This is a genomic window from Pseudochryseolinea flava (assembly GCF_003286915.1).
Lineage (GTDB): Bacteria > Bacteroidota > Bacteroidia > Cytophagales > Cyclobacteriaceae > Ohtaekwangia > Ohtaekwangia flava.
Genome location: NZ_QMFY01000007.1, coordinates 15,676 through 38,075, shown reverse-complemented (window position 1 = coordinate 38,075; position 22,400 = coordinate 15,676). Strand labels below are relative to the sequence as shown.

Below are 22,400 nucleotides of genomic sequence, written 5' to 3'. Positions count from 1 at the left end.
TTATCTTCTTCTGCGCTTATAGCTTGGCTTACGGCCACTTACTTTTCGCGTCATTAATTTTTTACTTGCATTCATCCGATAGTTTGGCGACATGAATTGTTTACGCTTAACTGATTTCTTATACCGTTGACTTTGCTGAAAAGACGAACCATTGCGGCTATACGTTCCTAACGTTTTCCTTCGAATACTCATGGCCTTGCTATTGATAGCCCGGGCATTGCGTTGCTTCATGTAGTAGCTTTGATCATTAAAATCAAAGCGTAAAGAAATTTCATTCGTCGCCCCTAATCCTTGTCGGTAATCGCCAGTCACGATATCGCGACTGTAGCCAATCATGACATTTTTCCACCTAAAAGCAGCACTCGCATTGATCGTTCCGCCCGTGCGATAACTCCCTCCTACCATTACTGTATTATATCCTGTTAGATAAGCGCCAGCATCAACTTGGGGAGAACTCTTTGCAAAACTTCTCACCGTTACCATGGGCTCAAACAAGAATTTTTCATCAGCGAAAGGTAAGTTCAACTGAAAGAACCCTGAGTAAAAGGCAGGAAACTGTGTAACGGTATCGATCACGCCAGTCAATGCGTTGAGTCGATTTGCAGCGGCACCAAGTTGAAAGTACTTCGACTTATAGCTTGTCCCGAAGGAGAAATCAAATGCACTTCTGCTATCGGTCATCAGCAGCGGATCGTTCTCGTGAATAACATCTGCTCCTCCAAGTTTCATATTATTGTACTCACCCGATACACCAAATGAAAGCATATTGTTGTCGTTGATGCGGATGTGATAGGCGAATGCCGCCGATGCATAGATCGAAGTGGTAATTCCGACTTTGTCTTGATAGAAATTTAATCCAGTTCCGAATCGATGTTGCGCGAACGGCGTATGTGCACTGAAGAATGTAGTACTCGGCGATCCTTCCACGCCAGACCAAAACTTTCGGTGTGATAAAGTAATGGAGCCAAAGGTATTTCCTGCAACCGAAGGATTATACAGAAATGAATTGGTAAGCTTTTGTGTAAACAGCGGTGCATCTTGAGCCTTCGCCTCCCAAGAACTTAGCAATGCGAATACGACTAATACCAGTAGAATCTTTCTCAAATTGTTGCTATTTAATAACTGTTACTACTCTTGAAAATGTTTTGTCTCCACTCTTCAAAATGCAGACATAGTTACCCGCCGGTAGATATTCTCCACCTTTTTTAAAGTCCCAATCGTTCTGATAGTTCTTTTGGCGGAACACTTCTGTACCCCAGCGGTCAATCACGATCACTTCATTGTCTCCAAATTTTTCGAGCAAATCAATGTAAAGCATGTCGTTGCTTTGGTCACCGTTAGCCGTTACAACATTTTTAATGGCAAGCGTGCCCAATGATGCTTTCGGTTTTACGGTAACATCAGCTGTTGCAGAACCAGCACATCCGCTTTGTGGCGACACAACAACGGTCACAGTGTAATTACCTTCAGCTTCATAGGTATGTTCCACAATCATTCCGTTCCCAGTACCATTTCCATCGCCGAAATTCCAGACGGCAATCGCATCAACTGCTGTCGTACTGTAAGAGAATGAGGTAGCTTCACCCGCATAAATTTCATCAGCGGTCTGAATGTTGACTACCGTTTCTGGGCGACTTGTCAACGCAAGTGACCCAATTGTTGTGGGTGCACCTACACCGCATGCATTTGAAGGTTCAACTCTAATCGGCCCATCGATTGTTCCTATTGCGCGAATCGTGATCGACGCCGTCGTACTCGGCGTTACTGCTTCGGCTCCATTCGGGAGCGTCCAGGTGTAGCTCGTTGCATTAAAGATGCCTTTCACATTATATGGCTGTTCTTCGCCAATACATAAAAGTGAAGCGCCGTCAATCACCGCTGTTCCGGTTGGAGCCGCGTTGATGGCTACGACAACAGCGCCGTTCATATTCCCATTACAAGTCGCTGCCGTTGTCGCACGAATTGTATAGGATCCTGCGGCAGTGACATTGCTAAACGTTATCGCACCATTGTTTCCATCTGATGTCATGCTTGTTGGCACGTTATCTTTCATTAATGTGTATTTCACCCCTGTCTGTGATCCACTCAATTTTATTTCAACACCAGTACCGCCAGCGCAGTAGCCGCCACCACCTGTCACATTGAAGATCGTTGGCACTGGGTCTACCGCAACACTTTGCGCGAATGGTGCACCAGTACAACCATCTAACGTCGGTGTGACGGTGTAGCTGATTCGTTGTTGTGTTGATGCACTGTTATTCAAAGTATGGTTGATGGTCGTTCCGTTGCCGTTCGACGCGCCACTAATTGAGCCGTTCGAACTAACGGTCCAGCTATACGTCGCACCGTTTGGTTGTGACTCATAGGAAAGATTGGTTTGCGTTCCACTGCACATCAAGCGCTCTGTAGGCAGCGGCGTGACTTCTGGTTTATATTTCACCGTGACTGTGAGCACGGCATCGTCTGTGCACGTATTGGTACTAGAAACGCGCGGATAATACGTGCGCCCTGTTGAAGCAAACACAAGATTAGGATTTGTAAGCGGCGTCAAATATGTATCCGATTCATACCAAACCACACTCGCGGTGGCGTCGTTGCCGGTTACTTCATCATTGTAGTCGAGGAGATTGATATTTGCACCGCCGGAGCCTGATGTAATTTCACAAACAGCAACAGGAACATCGACTGCGCTTGGTCGTGTATTTACGGTTAGCAACGCGCCTCCAGATGGTGTTGAGCAAGTCGCTGTAGACGTAACGATGCAACGATAACGGACGCCGTTAAGTCCGGTGGTATTCGAGATACTCAACGTTGTTGCTGTCGCGCCACTATACACCCCGCCATTGCTCACGTTGGTAAAACCACTACCATTATCAAGTTGCCATTGGTATGTTAATAGCACACCAGTAGCGACCACATTAAACGATGCTGCTTCGCCAGCGCAGACAATTTCGGCAGCGGGTTGCGCCGTTATAATGGGTGATGACACCACATTCACGGCAATTTCACTTCCATCACGTGAACATACACCGGATATTACGGTACGCACATAGTATGCAGATTGTGTTACACCTGCTGGTGGATCATAGGTTGCAGACGTTGCACCCATCAACGCGTTGTAAGGTCCGCCAGCGGTTAACGAAGTCATCCATTGATAGGTGAATGTTCCTGTTCCGCCAGTGGCTGTTCCGCCCGTAATTACCGTAGGGTCACCACCGGTACATAAGTTCTGAGTTGCTGACGCGGTACCGGGTGTAATCGCAGGATTCATTGTGAGTGTCACAGCCGTACGCGTTGTACTGGCACATCCAGAAACACCATCATAAAGTTGTGCATAGAACGTTCCAGATGTCGCAGTTGGAATAAAAACTTCACCACGGGCGTTTCCACCAGACGTATTACCGGTCACCAAGTTTCCACCTGTTGCTGCATCATACCAATCAATATTTCTACCAATACCTGGATCATCAACGACTAGCGCTGGCTTTGTATCACCTGTGCAATACGTTGCGCCTACGGGATTCGTCGGCGCTGCCAGTGTTGGGCAAGTAACGAAGTTCCATGTTTGATAATTATTCAACGAGTAACAGCCGCCAATACTGGTGTTAAATCCATACATATCAACAACGTATGCGGTAGCTGGACTTAAACCAGTAACCGTAACGTTGTTAGCTGTGCCTTGATAAAGTGCAAAATTACTATTGCCCACATCCGTACCAGTGCCAAAGTTTACATTCGGTGTGTATGTCATTTCAAATTTGGGCTTCGTCGATGAGTTTCCTTCGTCGCGAATTAAGATGAATGCAGTACCGCTACCCGGTGTCCATGCGAGGTTAATGGAGCTACCATTGATGTTTGTAACGACGGGCGAGACAGGAATCGTTGGTGGTGTGCAGACTTCGAAGCCATTGGTGTTAATCGCGCCACCGTTGATTGTTGACGGGGAAACATATGACACGACATTGGTGTGCAGGGTGATCTCTTCACCAACTGAAGAAGCCACCCCGGGCAAAATTTGAACAAAGACAGGTAATTCAACGGCGTATAGATCGAACGAGCCAGAGATATTTCCTGCGTTACGCAAGGTGCCGTTGATTCTGAATTCGTTACCAAGCACTTCTAAATTAAAGTTGGCCATATCCAGTGCACCGCCAGTCTCGATAACAAGCCCGTTATTATCTCCCCAGACAAATTCATTGGCCGTCATCGTCACGGTATGCCCAGCGCCAATAAACACGTCGCCTGTGCCAGGTGCGCTACCAGCAGGGGTACCGTTGTGCCCGTCGTGTGACCAGATGGTGGGATCATTCCATGTACCACTCTTAATAGAATAGAACTTCGTATTATCAACGGCTGAAGTAAAATTCCAACCTGTCGCAGTGGTAATGCCGACGTAGTTATTGCCGGCCATATCTTCGAACACACGGTTGCCGATCAGAATGTGATATTCTTTTGACCCGTCTTCAAAAGGCAAACCCGAGATCGTGACACTTGAACCTGTCACCAATATTTTCGCATCGCTTCGATCATAAGTCGCGATGGGTGTACCCGTTGCTGTTTCTATTAATCTAATCTGTATTTGAGTTCCTAATCCGGCATCGCTGGAAACACGAATTGCTTCTGTAAAATCTAAGGAGAATGTTGAACCTGCAGTGATCCCCGTCTGCCCAACAGCCGGGTAACGAGAAGTCACGGTCGGCAAAGTTTGATCAGGCTCAACCCAAAGGTCGGTAACACCCGTTCCTGCTAGGTTCATGAGCTGCGTGGTTCCCGAACCATCGAAGTTTACGCTAAAAATTTTCTCGTTGATAACGTAGTAGATTTTATTGTAGGCGGCATAGTACGCTATTGATGTAATAGTACCGGCCTCTGCTACGGTGATGATTACATCAAGATCACTCGCGCTTTTATAGTATGCGATATCTCCCGTTTCGGTTGCGTAAACAAGTGTTCCGGAACTCTCACTGTAATCCATCGCCGTGACAATGTCAGCTGATATGAGGTCTTCGGGCTCACCACCAGAGAAATTGACTGCGCAGATTAAATTAGAATTGACATCATACGTAAAAATACGTTCATTACCATCGTCGACCGCAACGCAGTTGTAGACGTTGCCCGACCTAGTACCCATGTTTACAGAGTTTGTGCCGCCACCGTTTTCAAGTGTGAAATCAATACCTCCGTCTTCATAAAATTTTACAACATACACACCACCGGCATTCACGCTATAGTCAATATCCAAAGCTTCTGCCATGGGCGCGAAGTACTCAATTTCAACCGGGTTTTCGCCAGCATATGTAGATTGATAGAAAGATGCGCCACTATTGTCGGTAAAGAAAGCATAGTTATATCCCGGATCGAAAGTGATTTCCTTCGCAATGTTGGGGTGGCTCAGTAAATTAACTGGCGTCGTCAGCGATGTATTAGATAAAGTACCAAATCGGATTCGATCATTGTTGGGTTCATTCCAAAAAATGCGTTGTGCGGTTGCAAAATGACTAGCAATAACGAGCGCTACGAACGCGAAAAACTTCAGGGGGCTCAGCATTCTACTGATGGTTAAGGATAATTCAGGGTTGAATACAGTCAATCGGGCGAATGTAATCATTTTCCTGGCGATTTTTTTATTGGATTTGGTTCAACGGTTCATTTGCCATATGTGAATTTTCCTTTCGATATCGATCACGTATCGACTGACGTTTCTACTTAGCAAATGTTCCGCTTTTGCCGCACGAATGCGCCGAAATTTGCAACGAAGCATGTAGAAGGTTCTAGAATATGAATTTTCTTCAAATTCCGAATAAAAAGGCCACTTCTGTGGTTGAAATCTTATTTTTGCCAAAATTTTTGAACTATGCTACCAAACCAAAACCCTACGACGACCGCAGCGTGGCAAAAACTTGAAGTTCATTTTATGACGCTTCAAGCGACACACATGCGCGAACTCTTCCAAGAAGATCCGGATCGATTCTCAAAGTTCAGTGCTCAATTTGAAGACATTCTTGTTGATTACTCGAAAAACTTAATCACCTCGGAAGTGATGCAAACACTCATCGACCTCGCGAAAGAGATGGAGCTTGAAGGCGCGATTGCATCTATGTTTGTTGGCGAGAAAATCAATCAAACAGAAAACCGTGCGGTACTTCATACTGCATTGCGTAATCGATCAAATACAGCCATCCTTGCTGATGGTGCAGATGTGATGCCGGAAGTGAATCGCGTGCTCGCGCAAATGAAGAAGTTTTCCGACGATCTACAGAGCGGAGTTTGGAAGGGCTACACCGGAAAAGCCATTACGGATATTGTCAACATTGGTATTGGTGGATCTGATTTAGGTCCTTATATGGTGACTGAAGCACTCCGTCCATATTGGAAAAACATTACGCCTCATTTCGTTTCAAACGTCGATGGAACGCATATCGCTGAGACGGTTAAAAAGCTCAACCCAGAAACTACTTTGTTCATCATTGCGTCGAAGACATTTACGACTCAGGAAACCATGACGAATGCAGAATCGGCAAGAAATTGGTTTTTAGAGAAGACGGGAAATAAAGGAGAAGTTGCCAAACATTTTGTTGCAGTATCAACCAATCAAAAAGAAGTTACCAAGTTTGGTATCGCGCCAGAAAACATGTTCGTATTCTGGGATTGGGTTGGTGGTCGTTACTCGCTTTGGTCGTCTATCGGACTTTCAATCGCCGCAACTATCGGCTACGATAACTTCGAACGACTATTAGATGGCGCTCATGCGATGGATAATCATTTCAGAAAAGCACCACTTGAAAAAAACGTTCCGGTTATTCTCGCATTGATTGGCATTTGGTATAACAATTTCTTTGGCGCTGCATCGGAGGCAATTCTTCCCTACGATCAGTACTTGCACCGTTTTGCTGCGTACTTTCAACAAGGCAATATGGAAAGCAACGGTAAGTCTACTGATCGCAATGGTGATCCTGTAGAGTATCAGACCGGTCCGGTTATCTGGGGTGAGCCAGGCACGAATGGACAGCACGCCTTCTACCAATTAATTCACCAAGGAACGAAAATGATCCCTTGTGATTTCTTGGCGCCAGCGATTAGCCAAAATCCATTGAGCGATCACCACGATAAATTGTTATCTAACTTCTTCGCGCAAACAGAGGCGTTGATGAAAGGAAAGACCGCCGACGAAGTGACTGCAGAACTGAAAGCCGCAGGATTCGATGAAGAGTCAATCGTATTTCATACACCTTTCCGTGTATTTGAAGGCAATAAGCCGAGCAACACAATCTTATTTAAACAACTCACACCACATACGCTGGGGAGTTTGATCGCGATGTATGAACACAAGATTTACGTACAGGGTGTGATCTGGAATATCTTCAGTTTCGATCAGTGGGGCGTTGAACTAGGAAAAGTATTAGCGAAGAAAATCTTACCAGAATTGAGTAGTGCAGATGAAATCACATCACACGACGGTTCGACGAACGGGCTAATCAACTATTTCAAACGTTTGAAATCTAAATGATTAATTAATTGATTGTAAAATATTAACTGTCCGTTATTTTTGATGGATTTATCAACCAGATGAACAATAAAATTTCGAAGATCGGCGTGTTTACTTCGGGTGGAGATGCGCCAGGAATGAACGCTGCCATCCGGGCTGTGGTGCGCGCCTGCACTTATTATAAGAAGGAATGTTACGGCATTATGCGCGGGTACGAAGGGATGATCGAAGGCGACATCGTGAAGTTGGGTGCTCGCTCTGTGGGTAACATTTTACAACGCGGTGGAACGGTGCTCAAGTCCGCAAGAAGCGCCGAGTTCAGAACACCAGAAGGAAGAAAGAAAGCATATGATAACCTGACGAAACTCGGAATCGAAGCACTTGTCGCTATTGGTGGTGATGGAACGTTTACAGGTCTCCATAAGTTTTACCAAGAGTATCAGATTCCATCGATCTGTATCCCTGGAACAATTGACAACGACTTAAGCGGCACGGACTACACGATTGGCTATGACACGGCTACTAACACTGCCGTGGAGGCAATTGACAAGATCAGAGATACTGCGTTATCTCATAACCGCCTTTTCTTTGTTGAAGTGATGGGTAGAAATTCTGGATATATCGCGATCAATAGCGGTATCGCCGGAGGTGCTGCGGCCATCATTATTCCGGAGGAGAACATGAGCTTCGATGACTTGTACAAGATACTTGGTGCTGATAAAGACACCAGTAAAAAATCTAATCTCGTGGTGGTTGCTGAAGGGTCGAAGATTGGTGATGCACACTCGCTTGCAAAACAAGTAGCGGAACGTTCTTCATATTTCGACATTAAAGTTACCGTACTCGGTCACCTTCAACGTGGGGGCTCTCCTACTTATTTTGATCGCGTGCTTGCGAGCAGAATGGGTGTTGCCGCCGTAGAGGGTTTGCAGGAAGGCAAGTACGACGTAATGGTCGGCATAAAGGACAACAAGATCGTGTACAACAATTTTGATGTGATCATGGCAAGTCACCATGAAATCGATGAAGAGTCACGTCGAATTGCAAAAATATTATCTATCTAAACTTAATACGGTCCACCATGAAAGAATTGACCATTGGCATCGACATCGGCGGAACAAACACCAAATATGGTATTGTTGATCGCGATGGAAATGTAGTGCATCAGGGAAGCATCTCGACTACCCAATACGAAGAGTTCAAAGATTACTTTGATGGCCTTGCAAAAGCATTGCGTGTCGGGATAAAAGGTATCGGCTTCGAGCATAAGATTATTGGTGTCGGTGTAGGTGCTGCAAATGGAAACTATTATAAGGGCACTATCGAACGCGCTACGAACCTAAAGTGGAAAGGTATTATTCCTTTGGCTGACATGTTTAAGGAAGAATTCGACATTCCGGCTATCGTAACCAACGATGCTAACGCTGCTGCTGTAGGCGAAATGGTCTATGGTTCTGCGAAAGGCATGAAGGATTTCGTCGTGATCACGCTAGGTACAGGACTTGGTAGTGGATTCGTTTGCAACGGCCAACTGCTCAACGGTAAACACGGTATTGCCGGTGAAGTAGGACACACGTCTGTTAACCCCGCAGGTCGTTATTGCAATTGCGGTAAACGCGGTTGCCTTGAAACGTATGTATCAGCAACAGGTATTAAGCGCACTGTTTATAAACTTCTTGCCGACCATCTTGAGCCTAGTGAATTGCGCGGCATTAGCTTCGACAACCTCACAACAAAGATGATTACCGAGTCGGCCGTTCGAGGAGACGTTGTGGCACTTGCTGCCTTCGAATACACCGGACGTATTCTCGGTATGAAGCTCGCTGAAACAGTTGTTCATACGGATCCTGAAGCGATCTTCTTGTTTGGTGGTTTATCACTAGCTGGTGATCTCATCTTCAAACCGACGATCAAACACATGGAAGCTAACTTGATGCCTTTGTTCAGAGGAAAAGTAAAAGTTCTTCCGTCAGGATTACAAAATCAAGCCGCACCAATCCTCGGTGCAAGCAGCTTGGTTTGGAACTACCTCGACAACAAGACTACACTTAAAGAAGAAGTATATTGATCAATAGCTTTATCAAATTAAAAAAAGGACAGTGACGAGCTGTCCTTTTTTGTTACTGATACAAATTTATTTCAAGAAAACTTTAGTGACACGTTTCGTAAAGCCATCATTAATAACGATTAGGTGAATACCTTTGCACGCTGAAAGATCAAAGTTTACAGCGTGCCTTCCTGCGTGTGCAAAATATTTACGGTCAGATTGAAGACGTTGCCCGAGCAGGTTCATGGTTACGATGTCAACATTCCCTGGTGACTGTAAATCGAATGACAAATAAAAATTTCCCTCGGACGGATTCGGGTATACGACCATTTCATTCTCGGTCGAAAATTCATCAGTAGCTGGTCTCGCATTTCCACACGATGCAGCACTTAAGCTATTTCCAGTAACCTCCATCCAATCGATATTTGCAAACTCATTTCCACTTGTCGTTTCCAAACGAATGGTGTTGATGCCTGAAGTCAACACAACGGTCGCACTGGTGGTTACCCAAGTTGTCCAAGAAGTTGTTTTTGGAAATGATACACTCGCTACTGCTGTCGCACCGTTGACGAGCACTTTCGCAGTCGTTGAACTTGAGGATCCCGCATTCGCATAACGCCACACGAGTGTACACGTTCCGCCAGCACTACTCACGCGCCAGTTAATGCCCTTCGCGGTTGAGTTTGAGATGTTGATATAGTATCCGTTATTGGCACCTGCATAGCTACTCTGTCGTGATCCCTCCGCGCTGCAATATCCGGACGTTGGTGTCGCCGACTCTTCAAGCCTAATCGTTGCCCCTGTGCCTTGCCCTTGCGGGGTTGCTTGTGCTACATTCGAGTTATATGTTGTCGTTGCATCGACACCTTTTATCCAATAGAAATAGGTTGTGCCATTCACTGCCGTCATATCTGTGTATGCGCGCGCAGTTGTTGACGGTGTAGCAATACGAACTCGTCCAGTGGGGTCTGAATCAGTATCACGGTAGACCTCCTGACCTGTCAATGTAACGTTGGCTACTGTCCAACTTAATGACACTTGCGCATCTCCTGCCGTCGCATTTAAATTGATTGCACCTGGATTGTTGGTAGTCGTGAACGTCGCGGTAATGGTGAGATTCGAATTCATGGTAACTGTTATAGGATTAGCATTGCCTGATGCCGCGCCGCTCCATCCCGAGAAAACGTAGCCTGAGGCTGGCTGTGCCGTGAGTGTTACAACCGTGCCCGCTGCATACGCCGTACTATTTGGACTTCGCGTTACCACACCGCCATTCGACGGTGACGACGCAACGGTAAGGGTATACGTTGATGGTGTCGTTCCTCCCGATTCGACAGCACCGATGTCAGGTGCCGACCCATTGTAGCTTATGCCAGAGGAGGCAACACCTGCGTTGATAAGATCTGATCCGGATGCAAGATTCAAAAAACCATTAGACGTTGGTGATGTGTTTGAACCTGGTGTTAACGTAACAAAATCGCCAGCTGTCACCGAAAAATTTGACGACGCGTTGTTTACCCAAAACGCATTCGTTGCACCACTCGCCGTACCGATAAATTTATCGTTCGTATGACTCGACGTATAAAACGAGAGGTTGTTTTTGAAAATCGAAGTACCGCCGTCAAAATTGAAATTACGTTCTGTATTACCGAATGCGGTGTTGTTAGTCATTTCGATGGTCCCCAAATTTCGATTGTAGGTAAAGCCGTGCTTTCCATTGTTAAATGCAATACAACGGCGAACCATGTGATTTACGCCGATATCTTCTCCTCCGAGTTTAAATCCGTTCTTATCACCGTTGCCCGACGTGCCACCGCTGGTGAGTGTTCCGTTACTGTGCGCGATGCAATTTTCTAACAGGATGGCACCAATCGGACCTGTATCCGACTTTGTATACAGATCCCAGCCATCATCGATGTTGTGGTGAGCAACACAGTTTCTAAACACGTTGTTATTGCCACAGGTAAGCTTCGCGGCAAATCCATCTGCATCTTCATTGTCAGGATCTTTGTTATCATAAGCTTCACAATTCAGAATAAGATTTCCGGCTGGCCATTGACTAATCGAATTGAACGATGTGTTGTAACGGCTCAGTTGTAAGCCACTATCATTGTTACTTCGGAAGACACAAGATTCGATGATATTGTTATTTCCGGAGAGTAATATTCCGTTATCTCCGGCGCGTTCGATAATGAGACCTTTTAAATGCCAGTAGAGGGCATCGAGAACAATTCCTCGATTGGACGTTGATACTGTTTGTGAAGAAAAGTTCAGAATAGGAATTTCTCCATTGAAGGCGAAAATCTTTTTTAACGCCCCACTGCTGCCATCATTTCCACGGGCGATGAGGATAGTGGCGGAAAGATTATAAGTACCACCGCGGGCGTAAATGGTGCCACCGGCGGAGACGAGCGTAATCGCTTTTGCGAGCGTCGTTGGGAAAGTGATTGTACCCGGATTACTGTCCGAGCCGCTGGGAGAAATATAGAGTGTTGACTGGGCATTCGTTGAACATACCATCAACAATAACAGGATCGATAAGAGCCATGCGCTTTTCATAGGTAATGGTTAAGGTTTGGTGAATTAATGCAATCGATTGCTCAAACATCGTTAAAAAAAGAGGCCTTTATGCCTCATATTAGCTACCGGTTCGCTAAGTTTAATCATGTTCAATGCAAACGATTGTTCAATCTATGCGCGCGCATATGTAATTCCAAACATTACCTTGGAAATACCCGATATTCGGGAACCACACTTCCCGGGAAATATGAAAAATATGCTGATTAGTTCTCCGAGGCGGCAGCTTTCAAACTTTTCCAGCTGTCAGCACTAAGGATTTGATTTTTGGTGATGTCCTTTCCTTCAATGTATTCGATGATCGCTTTTGCGCGTTCCTTTGATTCAGGGTGAGTAGATACCCAATATACTTGACTCGGGACGTCATCTGAAGACAGTTTGTAAAGGAAGTTAGCGAGTGCCTCAGGGTCCAGGTCAGCCTTCAGCATGTAATCTGCTGCGGTGAGATCAGCTTCTGTTTCTAACTCACGATCATATGCAGAGGACGAAATGAGTTTGATAATACGGCCTGTGTTTCCACCGCTAGTCATGCCGATCAGTGCAGACAAACCAATTTCTTTTACCAACTTTTTCATCACATGATTCTTTTGCATGTGCGCGATCTCGTGGCAAATCACACCGACAAGTTCCGCTTCACTATCGGAAGCCTTGATCAGGCCCGAATAGACAACCAGGTGATGATCTGGAAGTGTTACAGCGTTTACATCATCATTCTGTAGCACGTGTAATTTGATTTCTTTTGCATCGATATTATTCTCCTTGCAGACGAACTGGATCAATGAATCAAGTCTAGAAGTAACTTCAGAGGACCTTAACTCTTCATCTTGTTGCTTGAATGTATCCCACAACAAATCACCTAATTTCTCTTCCGTTGCCTCTTTGCCACTTTCGATCCTCAGAATTCCTACCCAATCAATTTGGCTTAACCCAAACCAAAGTCCGAAGAATACGGCGATCATTGCCGCCAGCTGTAAAAATGCTCTTGTCATAAACGTTTAAGGTTTGCAGATCGCGTTTGTGATATCCCCATAAAACCACAGTTCAACGTGCTTGCCCTTACGCGTCACGATGGCGGCATACATTGTTGCGATTACTTCAGCGACGTTAATTAGAAATACGGTAATCATATAAGCGATGTACTCATTTGTCACGGTGTTGTCACGAAAGATGATGCCGATGGTCCACCAAAAACCATAACTATTTACAAACAACAGTGAAGCTTGTGAAAGTAGCGCTTGCGTGCAGTGCCAGCGTGTGAAATAAGTACCGTTTCGATTTCCGAGGAAAAAGATCAAGGTTGCTACAAGATTGACAATAGGCAAAGGAAGGCCCACAATGTGCGCAACGAGAGACATCAGGTAACTATTGGATGCGCGTTCCGCTTCGTGTTCTCCGGGTTCGTTAGGGAAAGGTGTTGACATTATTAAACGTCTTTATAAATATTCCAAATCCAATTTGATACAATGAGCAACACTAATGGTATTGCTACCTTCTTTTGACGCAAGCGCTTCTCCGCTGCTATATAGAATTTGTAGAATGTTTCCCGATGTGTAATCCAGTCAAAGCAAATCCATAATGGGCATGCTATCATGATCGACATAACGATAAATCCTATGGGATTCCAATATAAAGCTTCAAGTACCTTACCGTCGAGTATTGACAATACCGACCTGGTAGCGCCACAAGAAGGACAGGGTATGCCCGTAGCGTGCTTAAACATACACACTCCGACAGCAGAACTTTCTTCACTCCACAGTTGAAAGAAGAGCCAAACATACCCTGCCGTACATGCTATCATCACGAACAGGTAATGGACATTTTTCCTGTTTCGTAACATGTTGTTATAGTTTAATAGATTGCTGTTTGCAGTTTCTCTAAGTTCTTCTCACGTGTTGCGCCTTGGATCAAGAACCAATCCACGATAGCCCAAACATAAAAACCACCACATGTGAGTAGCTTACCAATTCCTAGTCCTGTATCACCAATCATAAAACGATCGATACCGAGTGTACCAGCGATGATAGACACGATAAGACTGGTTGTAGGATCTTTAAATTGCAACGTTTGAACTTGGCCCCACTTTGCATCATCTAACGCAATGAGGCGATCACGAATTGAATTGAGGTGGTGGCTTTCGAAAAATTTGGCATTAGCCATCATGAACATGTCCACTTTTTGAGCTTCCATAGTAGTGGTTAAATAGGGTTAATAAATTAAGGTATAAATGCTTAATATGTCATCCAACTGATCACCAACGAAAGCGATAAGATAGGCGTAGACAAAGCCATCAAATATAAATGTTTATGCATAATTCCTTAAGGCACCGACATGAGAATTTCGGGCAACCTACATCAAAATCATACACGGCTGAGCATTTCAATGGCTTTACATCCCGTATTTACTGTTACCACGACCCTAGATTACACGACACGGTATTACGCTTCAACAATTATCCCGAGGTTCTCTCCCAGCCCGTTGAAATGTTTCAACCACTCCGTAGAATGTCCATCGTGCTCGCGGTTATCGACGGAGATCTCAAAATAGAGGTTCTGTGTCTTGTACAGGTATGGATTGATATTGAACTTTCGCAGCAGCGGGAACAACCGATTTAGCCGCTCGAGTCTACGATGATTCTCCCCCTCGGCACTGATGCGTTTCAATTCCTTGAAAATACTTTCTCCTGCCAACCGCTCCAGCTTGCCAGTGTCCTCTACTTTCAAATCCCATTTTACCAACTCGTTCATAATTCGCTCCACTTTACTGATGTTGATTTTTTCAACTTCAAAACAGCGGATCAAATCTGCGTTGAGGATATATTCGAACGTCGTGCGATATGCTGTAGGGATAGGCAGGCCGTTGTTTGCCAGCGCGTTTACCAATGGGTAGTCGCTGTTGTATATCTTTCGAAATGAATCTTCGAGGGCACGCATACTTTTCAGCGTGATGAGATTAAATACCTTTCGTTTTTCATCCTGGAATAGTTGCCATATGGTGTACTTCTCTGGACCAAAGTACGCTTGCATGAGCCATATAATATCACCAAGTCGTCCTTCTTCAAAAGCGTTGATCATCTGCAACTGCATAGACTCAAAACGATCGTCCTCCATATCCAAAGAAATATTGCCGATGATGTTATGCTGGCCCATGTAGATCACGGCGAATGCAAACCGTTTTTCAGAACGCGTCACATTCGATCTTACCTTCGTTACGCCCAGCGCTATCCTTTGTTCCCCAGCCTCCTTGCGAACAAATATTTCATTCTGCGTCGTGTAGTTAAACACGGGAAACGACTCAGGATCTTCCTCGAAAATAGAAGCAACTGCATAGTGCATACCAACACGCTGTAAGTTGGTTAACGATGGCAATACATAACGATGATAAATCAACGCTCCGTTTTCCAATTCGTGTACGTTGCTTGGGGCATTCGACAAGCGGTCCAGAAATTTAATCTCAAGCTCGTTGTCAGGAAAAATCTGCGTCATCAATTGTATCGACCTGCAGGCATACTGCATAATCTGCGTGGTTTCAATACCCGATAACTCATCAAAGAACCATCCGCAGCTTGTATACATCAGCAAGGCATTACGTTGTACCTCCATTAGTCGAAGTACCCTTTTTTGTTCAACGCCGGCATAACAATGTTCTTTGAGGAACTTGCGTATAGTGTCATCGTTGCGTCGCAGTATAACGTGAATATACTCGTCGCGTGCCTTCCAAGGATCTTTGATGAATTTCGACGTCTCGTTCTCGTAGAGCGTAACTAATTCATCTCTGAGCCAATCCAGCGCTTCACGCAACGGAGCTCGCCACTGTTGATGCCACCCTGGTGTACCTCCAGAATTGCAGCCGCAATCAGCGCGCCAACGCTCTACGCCATGAACACAACTCCACGAACTGTTCTCGTGAATCTCTGCCTCATATGTCGGAGAAAATTTTTCGAGATATTCACCATAATTTGTTAGCCTATAATTCTTTTGGCGCTCGATATAATCCAAGCAATAGGCCAACGCCATGTCGCCGTGTTTGTGATGATGACCATACGTTTCACCATCTGTGGCAATGTGTACTAATTGAGGCTCCGACGATTCTAGGTCAAAAGCATCAATCAAGCGGTGTGCGAATTTTCTTCCATCGTTCAGCAAACCACTAAAAGCCACCCCTTGCGAAATATCGCCGTCGTAGAAGAATAGGGATATTGTGCTGCCTGAAGGAAGCTGATAACGATATGGTTTCTTGGTGTCGAGCGTGCCTGTATCTACCGGCAGCCACTCACCATCCTCACCGATTTTGCGAACTGCCTTTGCTTGTCTCGGGGCGAGTACTGTGAACTTGATATTGTGTTTCGCGAGGAGCTCGAGCGACTCAACATCTACCGCAGTTTCTGCGAGCCACATTCCTTCGGGCTTTCGATTAAATCGATATTCAAAATCCCGAATTCCCCAGATAATCTGAGTTTCTTTATCTCGCGTGCTTGCCAGGGGAAGGATGATGTGATTGTAAACCTGAGCCAACGCCGAGCCATGGCCGCTGAATGTAGCCACACTCTCCCGATCGGCGTCAATTATGGCGTCATAAGATTCTCGATCATTGGCTTCCATCCATGACATCAACGTCGGACCAAAGTTGAAACTGATGCGAGAATAATTGTTAATAATATTTTTGATGACGCCCTTCTCATTCAGGATTCGAGAAGCGGTGTTCGGGCCATAACACTCTGCTGTAATCCGCTCATTCCAATCATGATAGGGATGTGCTGAATCTTGTACTTCAATGACTTCTAGCCATGCATTCTCCCGCGGTGGCTGATAAAAATGTCCATGAATGCAGATATATTTTTCCAAAGCGGTCTGTTTTGTTTTTAGATGTCAGTAAGCACGCTACACTTTGATGTACATGACCTACGTTCCAATATTCTTAAGATCAAATTCATTCAGCTCTCTTTCAAGCTTCAGCACCACGAGCGCAAGCGGCGGTAGCGTTAATGAAATTGAATAATCGCGACTATGATATTTTACCGGCGAGGTCATCATGAGTCCTTGATTACGAACGCCACTGCCTGCGTATTTCTCATCGTCGGAATTAAAAATCTCTTTCCACTGCCCCCGATACGGTACCCCTATGCGATAATGATATCTGACTTCTGGCGTAAAGTTACCAATGACAATAAGCAAATCTTCTTTGTTTTCTGCAAGTCGCTGGAAAGCAATTACGCTGTTTTCGTGATCGCCGTAGTCTATCCATTGAAATCCACGCGGTTCAAACGAATACTGAAATAGCGCAGGCTCTTGACCATATAGCGCATTGAGATCTTTGATAACAGTTTGTACACCTTTGTGAACGTTGTAGTCGAGCAGGTGCCAATCTAAACTTTTATCGTGATTCCATTCAGCGCTTTGCCCAAATTCGCCGCCCATAAATATCAGTTTACTTCCAGGATGAGTAAACATGTATGCGTAAAGCAATCGCAGATTGGCGAATTTTTTCCATTCATCGCCAGGCATTCGTCCAAGCAAAGATCCTTTTCCATGGACGACTTCGTCATGCGACAACGGCAACATGAAATTTTCCGTGAATGCATACATGATACTAAACGTAATTTCATTTTGATGATGCCTTCTATGCACCGGATCAAGTTGAAAGTAATGCAACGTATCGTGCATCCAACCCATCATCCACTTTTGACCGAAGCCTAATCCGCCAAGATAAGTTGGTCTCGATACGCCTGTCCATGACGTCGATTCTTCAGCAATGGTAATGGCATCCGGAAAGTTGGCATACACTACTTCATTTAGTTCTTTCAAGAAACTAATCGCTTCGATGTTTTCATTACCACCGTGATGATTCGGAATCCACTCTCCGGCCTTCCTCGAGTAGTCTAGATAAAGCATTGACGCAACGGCATCAACACGCAATCCATCGATGTGAAATCTATCGAGCCAGAACAGCGCATTGCTAATCAAAAACGATCTCACTTCGCTACGCCCGTAGTTGAAAATGTAACTCTTCCAATCCGGGTGAAAGCCCTTCCGCGGATCCTCGTGTTCATAGAGGAACGTTCCATCAAATTTGTATAACCCATGCGCATCACCTGGGAAATGAGACGGCACCCAATCCAAGATCACACCAATTCCAGCACGGTGAAAACAATCTACGAGGTACATAAAATCTTCAGGGCTACCATAACGACTTGTTGGCGCAAAGTACCCCGTCAACTGATATCCCCACGAACCATAAAACGGATGCTCCATTAAGGGCAAGAATTCTACGTGCGTGAATCCAAGCTCATGTACATAGTCGACGAGTTCATGCGCCATTTCTGGATAAGTCAGCGATCGATCCTCTTCAACTTTTTTACGCCACGACCCGAAGTGTACTTCGTATACCGAATATGGTTTTGGTTTGCCTGCATTACTTTTCCGCTCTTCTAGCCATTGTGCATCCTTCCATTCATAGTGAGACTTCCATACTATCGACGCCGTTTGTGGCGGCTTCTCTGCAAAGAATGCAAAGGGATCTGCTTTCTCCAGGTATTCACCTGTGTTGGAATGAATTGCATATTTGTATGCTTCTCCATGTTTTACATCTGCAAAGAAACCTTCCCATATTCCCGATTGATCCCATCGGGCACTAAGCTTATGTTGGCTGGCTTTCCAACCGTTAAAATTTCCAATCACAGAAATTTCACGCGCATTCGGGGCCCACACCGCGAAGTAAGTGCCTGATTTCTCACGCACAGCATGCGATCCTAATTTTTCATACAACTTATAATGTCGTCCACTCTTGAATAAGTAAATATCAAAGTCCGTGAGTAGACTGAATGATTCGGGAGTGTCGTTATTTTTTTTCATGTGATGTATCCTGGTTATACTTACTACTTCTATGCTGGTTAATTGAAGCAGTAAGGTTTTAAAAAGTCATTTTTATTACGTGTTAACATCCGGGCATATTTCCTTAACCCTTCTGTTTTTTGTTGTCCGTTTTCTCCTGATATCCTTTCATCAGATACAAGATTCCTCTCAACGGAATGATCGTCCAATCGGGGCGTCCATTTAGTTCATAGCCGAGTTCATAAATAGCCTTCTCCAGGAGGAATGTTCTGATCAACACATCATTGTCGGGTGTTAGTGTGTTGCCCATACCCATCTTTTCCATATAGGCACCGAGGTAGAATCGCGTGACATAGTGTTGCCATTGGTCGCCCCATGATTCGAGAAACTCAAGGTCTCGATCACGGTAATTTTCATTCAACAATATTTTTCCAAATGCTGCGTAATGAATCGATCGCATCATCCCGGCAACATCTTTCAAAGGACTTTTCTTCAATCGCCGTTCACTAAACGACAAACCGGGCTCTCCTTCAAAGTCAATGATCACAAAATCATTTCCTGTGAATAGTACTTGCCCAAGGTGGTAGTCACCATGTATTCTCGTTTTAAGCGCACTTATTTTAACTTGATGCACTTCGCTAAATGCTTCCAGAATTTTGTCTTCAAGCGCCAAAACTTTCTTTCCTACCGCTTGTACATCAGTGTTAAGTTTGCTCATTGTAGTTTCCAGCAAACCAAATCGGTCGCGAACGAGCTTACGCAGAGAAGAATATAGTGAGCGTTGATAGTTGGCTGTAAAGTTCTCGGGTGCAAAAGGTTGACTTGACGTATCTGTTGCCAGGGCCAAGTGCATCTCAGCCGTGCGTTGTCCTAAGCGAACAATCCGTTCATAAAATCCCCGGCCGATAAATTCCTGGATGATCTCCGGAGCCTCTTCAAATCGAATGGCAGGTTTGTTAATCATCTTAGGCAACTTTATCGTTTTTGCTTTTGCCATCACACGTTCATAAAAACGTCCCACTGAGTCGACTGACATCGTCCATGCCTCACCTTGGTTTTCAACTTTCTCTTGGAGCAACCCAAACACGATGGTTTTTCCTTCAGCATCATGATACTCCACACTGCCAGCATATTTCGGGCTATTCCTAAAAGTTGTGTGTTCGGTGAGAAATCGTACCAACTCAAGATCTGGATTAATCTCTTTCTCTAGCTTACGATAGAACTTGAAGAAAAATTTATCATTGTAGATGATTGCCGTATTGCTTTGATCTGACTTCAGAATTTTTGAATCAACTTGTCGATTCTTGTCGAGCTTTGCATACACGCTGGAGTTAAACATCAATTCGCCTCCATCGTCATCACGCAGACGAACTTCTTTCTCCATTGCTTGGAAGAGGTAATCTCGGAACAGTTTATCATAACTACTGTCCATAATGAAACCTGCTTTGCCTTGAATTTCAGCACGACACACCACACTTTGCACAGTGTATTCAACACGTTCGAGAATACTGTCGGAAGGAACGAATGCCAATGGCAGAAAATAGAATTCTGGTAGTCGTTGAACGTAGTGAACTTCTATGATTGTAAGAAAATGAGAATCACCTTCAACCTTTAACGGGATGGTTTTATGAATTGCAATCTTGCTAATCACTTTTGCTTTTCCACCAAACCATCGACACTTTTTCATAAATGGCGGGAGAATCTTTCTTTCAAAGTCTCGCACCTCATTATAATTATCGAACAGTCTTTCCCATGAAACGTCAGTCTTCAGCAAGTGTAGTTCGCCACTGGCATCCGACTTTTCTTTCTTCTCGGCTGTGTCTGCTTGAAACCAAAAATATCCGTAGGGACCAATGGTAATGGTGTACTCCCCTTCTTCCACATTCATGAAGCGATTTTGGCTGAACGCTTCTGTTATGTCGCAATCTTTATAAGCCGATAAATTTAATGTAGCAGCCTGAGAAAATTGAGAAAGGTTAGCCACAACAATGATGCGTTGCTTTTCCCATGTGCGCGCAAATGCAAGAACCTTTGCATTGGAAGACTCAATCACTTTCATAGAGCCTTGCCCAAAAATATTGAGCCGCTTGCGCATTGCGATTACATGTTTCATCCACCATAATAGTGACGATGGATTTTCCTCTTGTGTCGATACATTCACCGACTCATGACGATAGACCGGATCGGTAATGATCGGAAGATACAGCCGCTGGGGGTTGGCGTTTGAGAATCCTGCATTAAGATTCATGTTCCATTGCATTGGCGTGCGCACACCAAAGCGATCACCCAAATAAATGTTATCGCCCATACCAATCTCGTCGCCATAGTAAATGACAGGCGTGCCTGGCAGCGAAAGTAAAATGGTATAGAGTAGTTCAATTTTTCGACGGTCGTTATTAAGCATCGGTGCTAGCCGACGTCGAATACCTGTATTGACTTTCGAATGAACATCGTTTGCATAAGCCTTGAGCAAGTAATCTTTTTCTTCCTCCGTAACCATCTCAAGACCGAGTTCATCGTGATTTCTGAGGAACAGAACCCACTGACAATTCGCAGGCGTCGCAGGCGTTTGCTCGATGATGTCTACAATCGGGTAACTGTCTTCCGTTCGCAGCGCAAGAAACATCCTTGGCATCAAGGGGAAATTGAAATTCATGTGGCATTCGTCGCCATCACCAAAGTATGTTGCAGCATCTTCAGGCCAAAGGTTCGCTTCGGCAATCAGAACTTTGTTTTTATAATATTTATCAATGTGCGCTCTCAGTTTTTTCAGGAATACGTGTGTCTGCGGCAAGTTCTCGCAGCTTGTTCCTTCTTCCTCAAAAAGAAATGCCACTGATCCAAGTCTGAAACCGTCGACGCCCATCTTCATCCAGAAGTCGACAATTTTAATCGTCTCCATCTGCACTTCCGGGTTTTCAAAGTTTAACTCTGGCTGATGTCGATAGAATCGATGCCAGTAGTAAGCTTTCGCTTCGGTGTCCCACGTCCAATTCGAAGGTTCTGCATCGGTGAACATGATGCGCGCATCCTTGTACTTCTCGGCTGTATCACTCCACACGTATAAGTCACGATAGCGTGACCCGGCTTTTGCTTTACGCGAACGTTTAAACCACGGATGCTGATCGGATGTATGATTAAGGATCAGTTCGATGATTACACGTATGCCACGACGATGCGCTTCTTTCAGAAATTGTTTGAAATCGGAAAGCGTCCCGTAGTCAGGATGGACATCCGTGTGATCAGTCATGTCGAAGCCATCGTCTTTGAGCGGTGATGGATAGAATGGTAAAAGCCAAATGGTATTGATACCAAGGTCTTCCAGGTAATCCAATTTCTGAATCAACCCCGGAAAATCGCCTATACCATCGCCATTGCTATCGTTGAAAGCACGGACAGCAACTTCATAGATGATCGCATCTTTAAACCATTGAGAATCTCCGCTTTTTAATGGCGCGTTCAT

At 44.9% G+C, this 22,400-nt stretch carries 13 protein-coding genes; 3 read left to right on the top strand and 10 right to left on the bottom strand.

All coding sequences use genetic code 11. From position 1 onward, the window contains the following. Both DQQ10_RS14480 and DQQ10_RS14475 read right to left on the bottom strand, forming a co-directional pair. Positions 1-1,104, bottom strand: coding sequence for a PorP/SprF family type IX secretion system membrane protein (locus DQQ10_RS14480; protein WP_112747608.1), 1,104 nt, complete (start codon positions 1,102-1,104; stop codon positions 1-3). 7 nt (positions 1,105-1,111) lie between these two features. Next, the gene (locus DQQ10_RS14475) at positions 1,112-5,608 is read right to left on the bottom strand and encodes a T9SS type B sorting domain-containing protein (RefSeq protein WP_112747607.1); all 4,497 of its coding nucleotides are present in this window, start codon (positions 5,606-5,608) and stop codon (positions 1,112-1,114) included. Positions 5,609-5,854: 246 nt separating this feature from the next. Here DQQ10_RS14475 and pgi point away from each other — a divergent pair, with 246 nt between their 5' ends. The 3 genes from pgi to DQQ10_RS14460 are packed head-to-tail and all read left to right on the top strand — an operon-like array spanning position 5,855 to position 9,554. Next, positions 5,855-7,507 (top strand): glucose-6-phosphate isomerase, encoded by a 1,653-nt coding sequence (pgi, locus tag DQQ10_RS14470; protein ID WP_112747606.1) that lies wholly within the window; start codon positions 5,855-5,857, stop codon positions 7,505-7,507. 59 nt (positions 7,508-7,566) lie between these two features. Then, on the top strand, positions 7,567-8,550 hold the full coding sequence (pfkA, locus tag DQQ10_RS14465; protein WP_112747605.1) for a 6-phosphofructokinase: 984 nt from the start codon (positions 7,567-7,569) through the stop codon (positions 8,548-8,550). A 17-nt stretch (positions 8,551-8,567) separates the two neighbouring features. Next, complete coding sequence (locus tag DQQ10_RS14460; protein ID WP_112747604.1) at positions 8,568-9,554, top strand: ROK family protein; 987 nt, start codon at positions 8,568-8,570, stop codon at positions 9,552-9,554. A 66-nt stretch (positions 9,555-9,620) separates the two neighbouring features. On the opposite strand, the gene DQQ10_RS14455 is transcribed toward DQQ10_RS14460, so the two are convergent. From DQQ10_RS14455 to treS, 8 genes are all read right to left on the bottom strand, one after another. Next, positions 9,621-12,092 carry an InlB B-repeat-containing protein gene (locus DQQ10_RS14455; RefSeq protein ID WP_165823938.1) on the bottom strand — a complete coding sequence of 824 codons (2,472 nt, stop codon included), beginning with the start codon at positions 12,090-12,092 and terminating at the stop codon, positions 9,621-9,623. A 224-nt stretch (positions 12,093-12,316) separates the two neighbouring features. Then, positions 12,317-13,099 carry a M48 family metallopeptidase gene (locus DQQ10_RS14450; RefSeq protein WP_112747603.1) on the bottom strand — a complete coding sequence of 261 codons (783 nt, stop codon included), beginning with the start codon at positions 13,097-13,099 and terminating at the stop codon, positions 12,317-12,319. A gap of 6 nt (positions 13,100-13,105) precedes the next feature. Further along, positions 13,106-13,531 (bottom strand): DUF4870 domain-containing protein, encoded by a 426-nt coding sequence (locus DQQ10_RS14445; RefSeq protein WP_112747602.1) that lies wholly within the window; start codon positions 13,529-13,531, stop codon positions 13,106-13,108. Between the two features lie 2 nt (positions 13,532-13,533). Continuing rightward, positions 13,534-13,947: a DUF2752 domain-containing protein gene (locus DQQ10_RS14440; RefSeq protein ID WP_112747601.1), complete on the bottom strand. Its 414-nt coding sequence runs from the start codon at positions 13,945-13,947 to the stop codon at positions 13,534-13,536. 11 nt (positions 13,948-13,958) lie between these two features. Beyond that, the gene (locus tag DQQ10_RS14435) at positions 13,959-14,297 is read right to left on the bottom strand and encodes a TM2 domain-containing protein (protein ID WP_112747600.1); all 339 of its coding nucleotides are present in this window, start codon (positions 14,295-14,297) and stop codon (positions 13,959-13,961) included. 248 nt (positions 14,298-14,545) lie between these two features. Continuing rightward, complete coding sequence (locus tag DQQ10_RS14430) at positions 14,546-16,951, bottom strand: DUF3536 domain-containing protein (RefSeq protein WP_112747599.1); 2,406 nt, start codon at positions 16,949-16,951, stop codon at positions 14,546-14,548. 57 nt (positions 16,952-17,008) lie between these two features. Further along, entirely contained in the window at positions 17,009-18,958 is a 1,950-nt protein-coding gene (gene glgB / locus DQQ10_RS14425) for a 1,4-alpha-glucan branching protein GlgB (RefSeq protein ID WP_112747598.1), read from the bottom strand. 103 nt (positions 18,959-19,061) lie between these two features. Continuing rightward, positions 19,062-22,400 carry a maltose alpha-D-glucosyltransferase gene (gene treS, locus DQQ10_RS14420; RefSeq protein WP_112747597.1) on the bottom strand — a complete coding sequence of 1,113 codons (3,339 nt, stop codon included), beginning with the start codon at positions 22,398-22,400 and terminating at the stop codon, positions 19,062-19,064.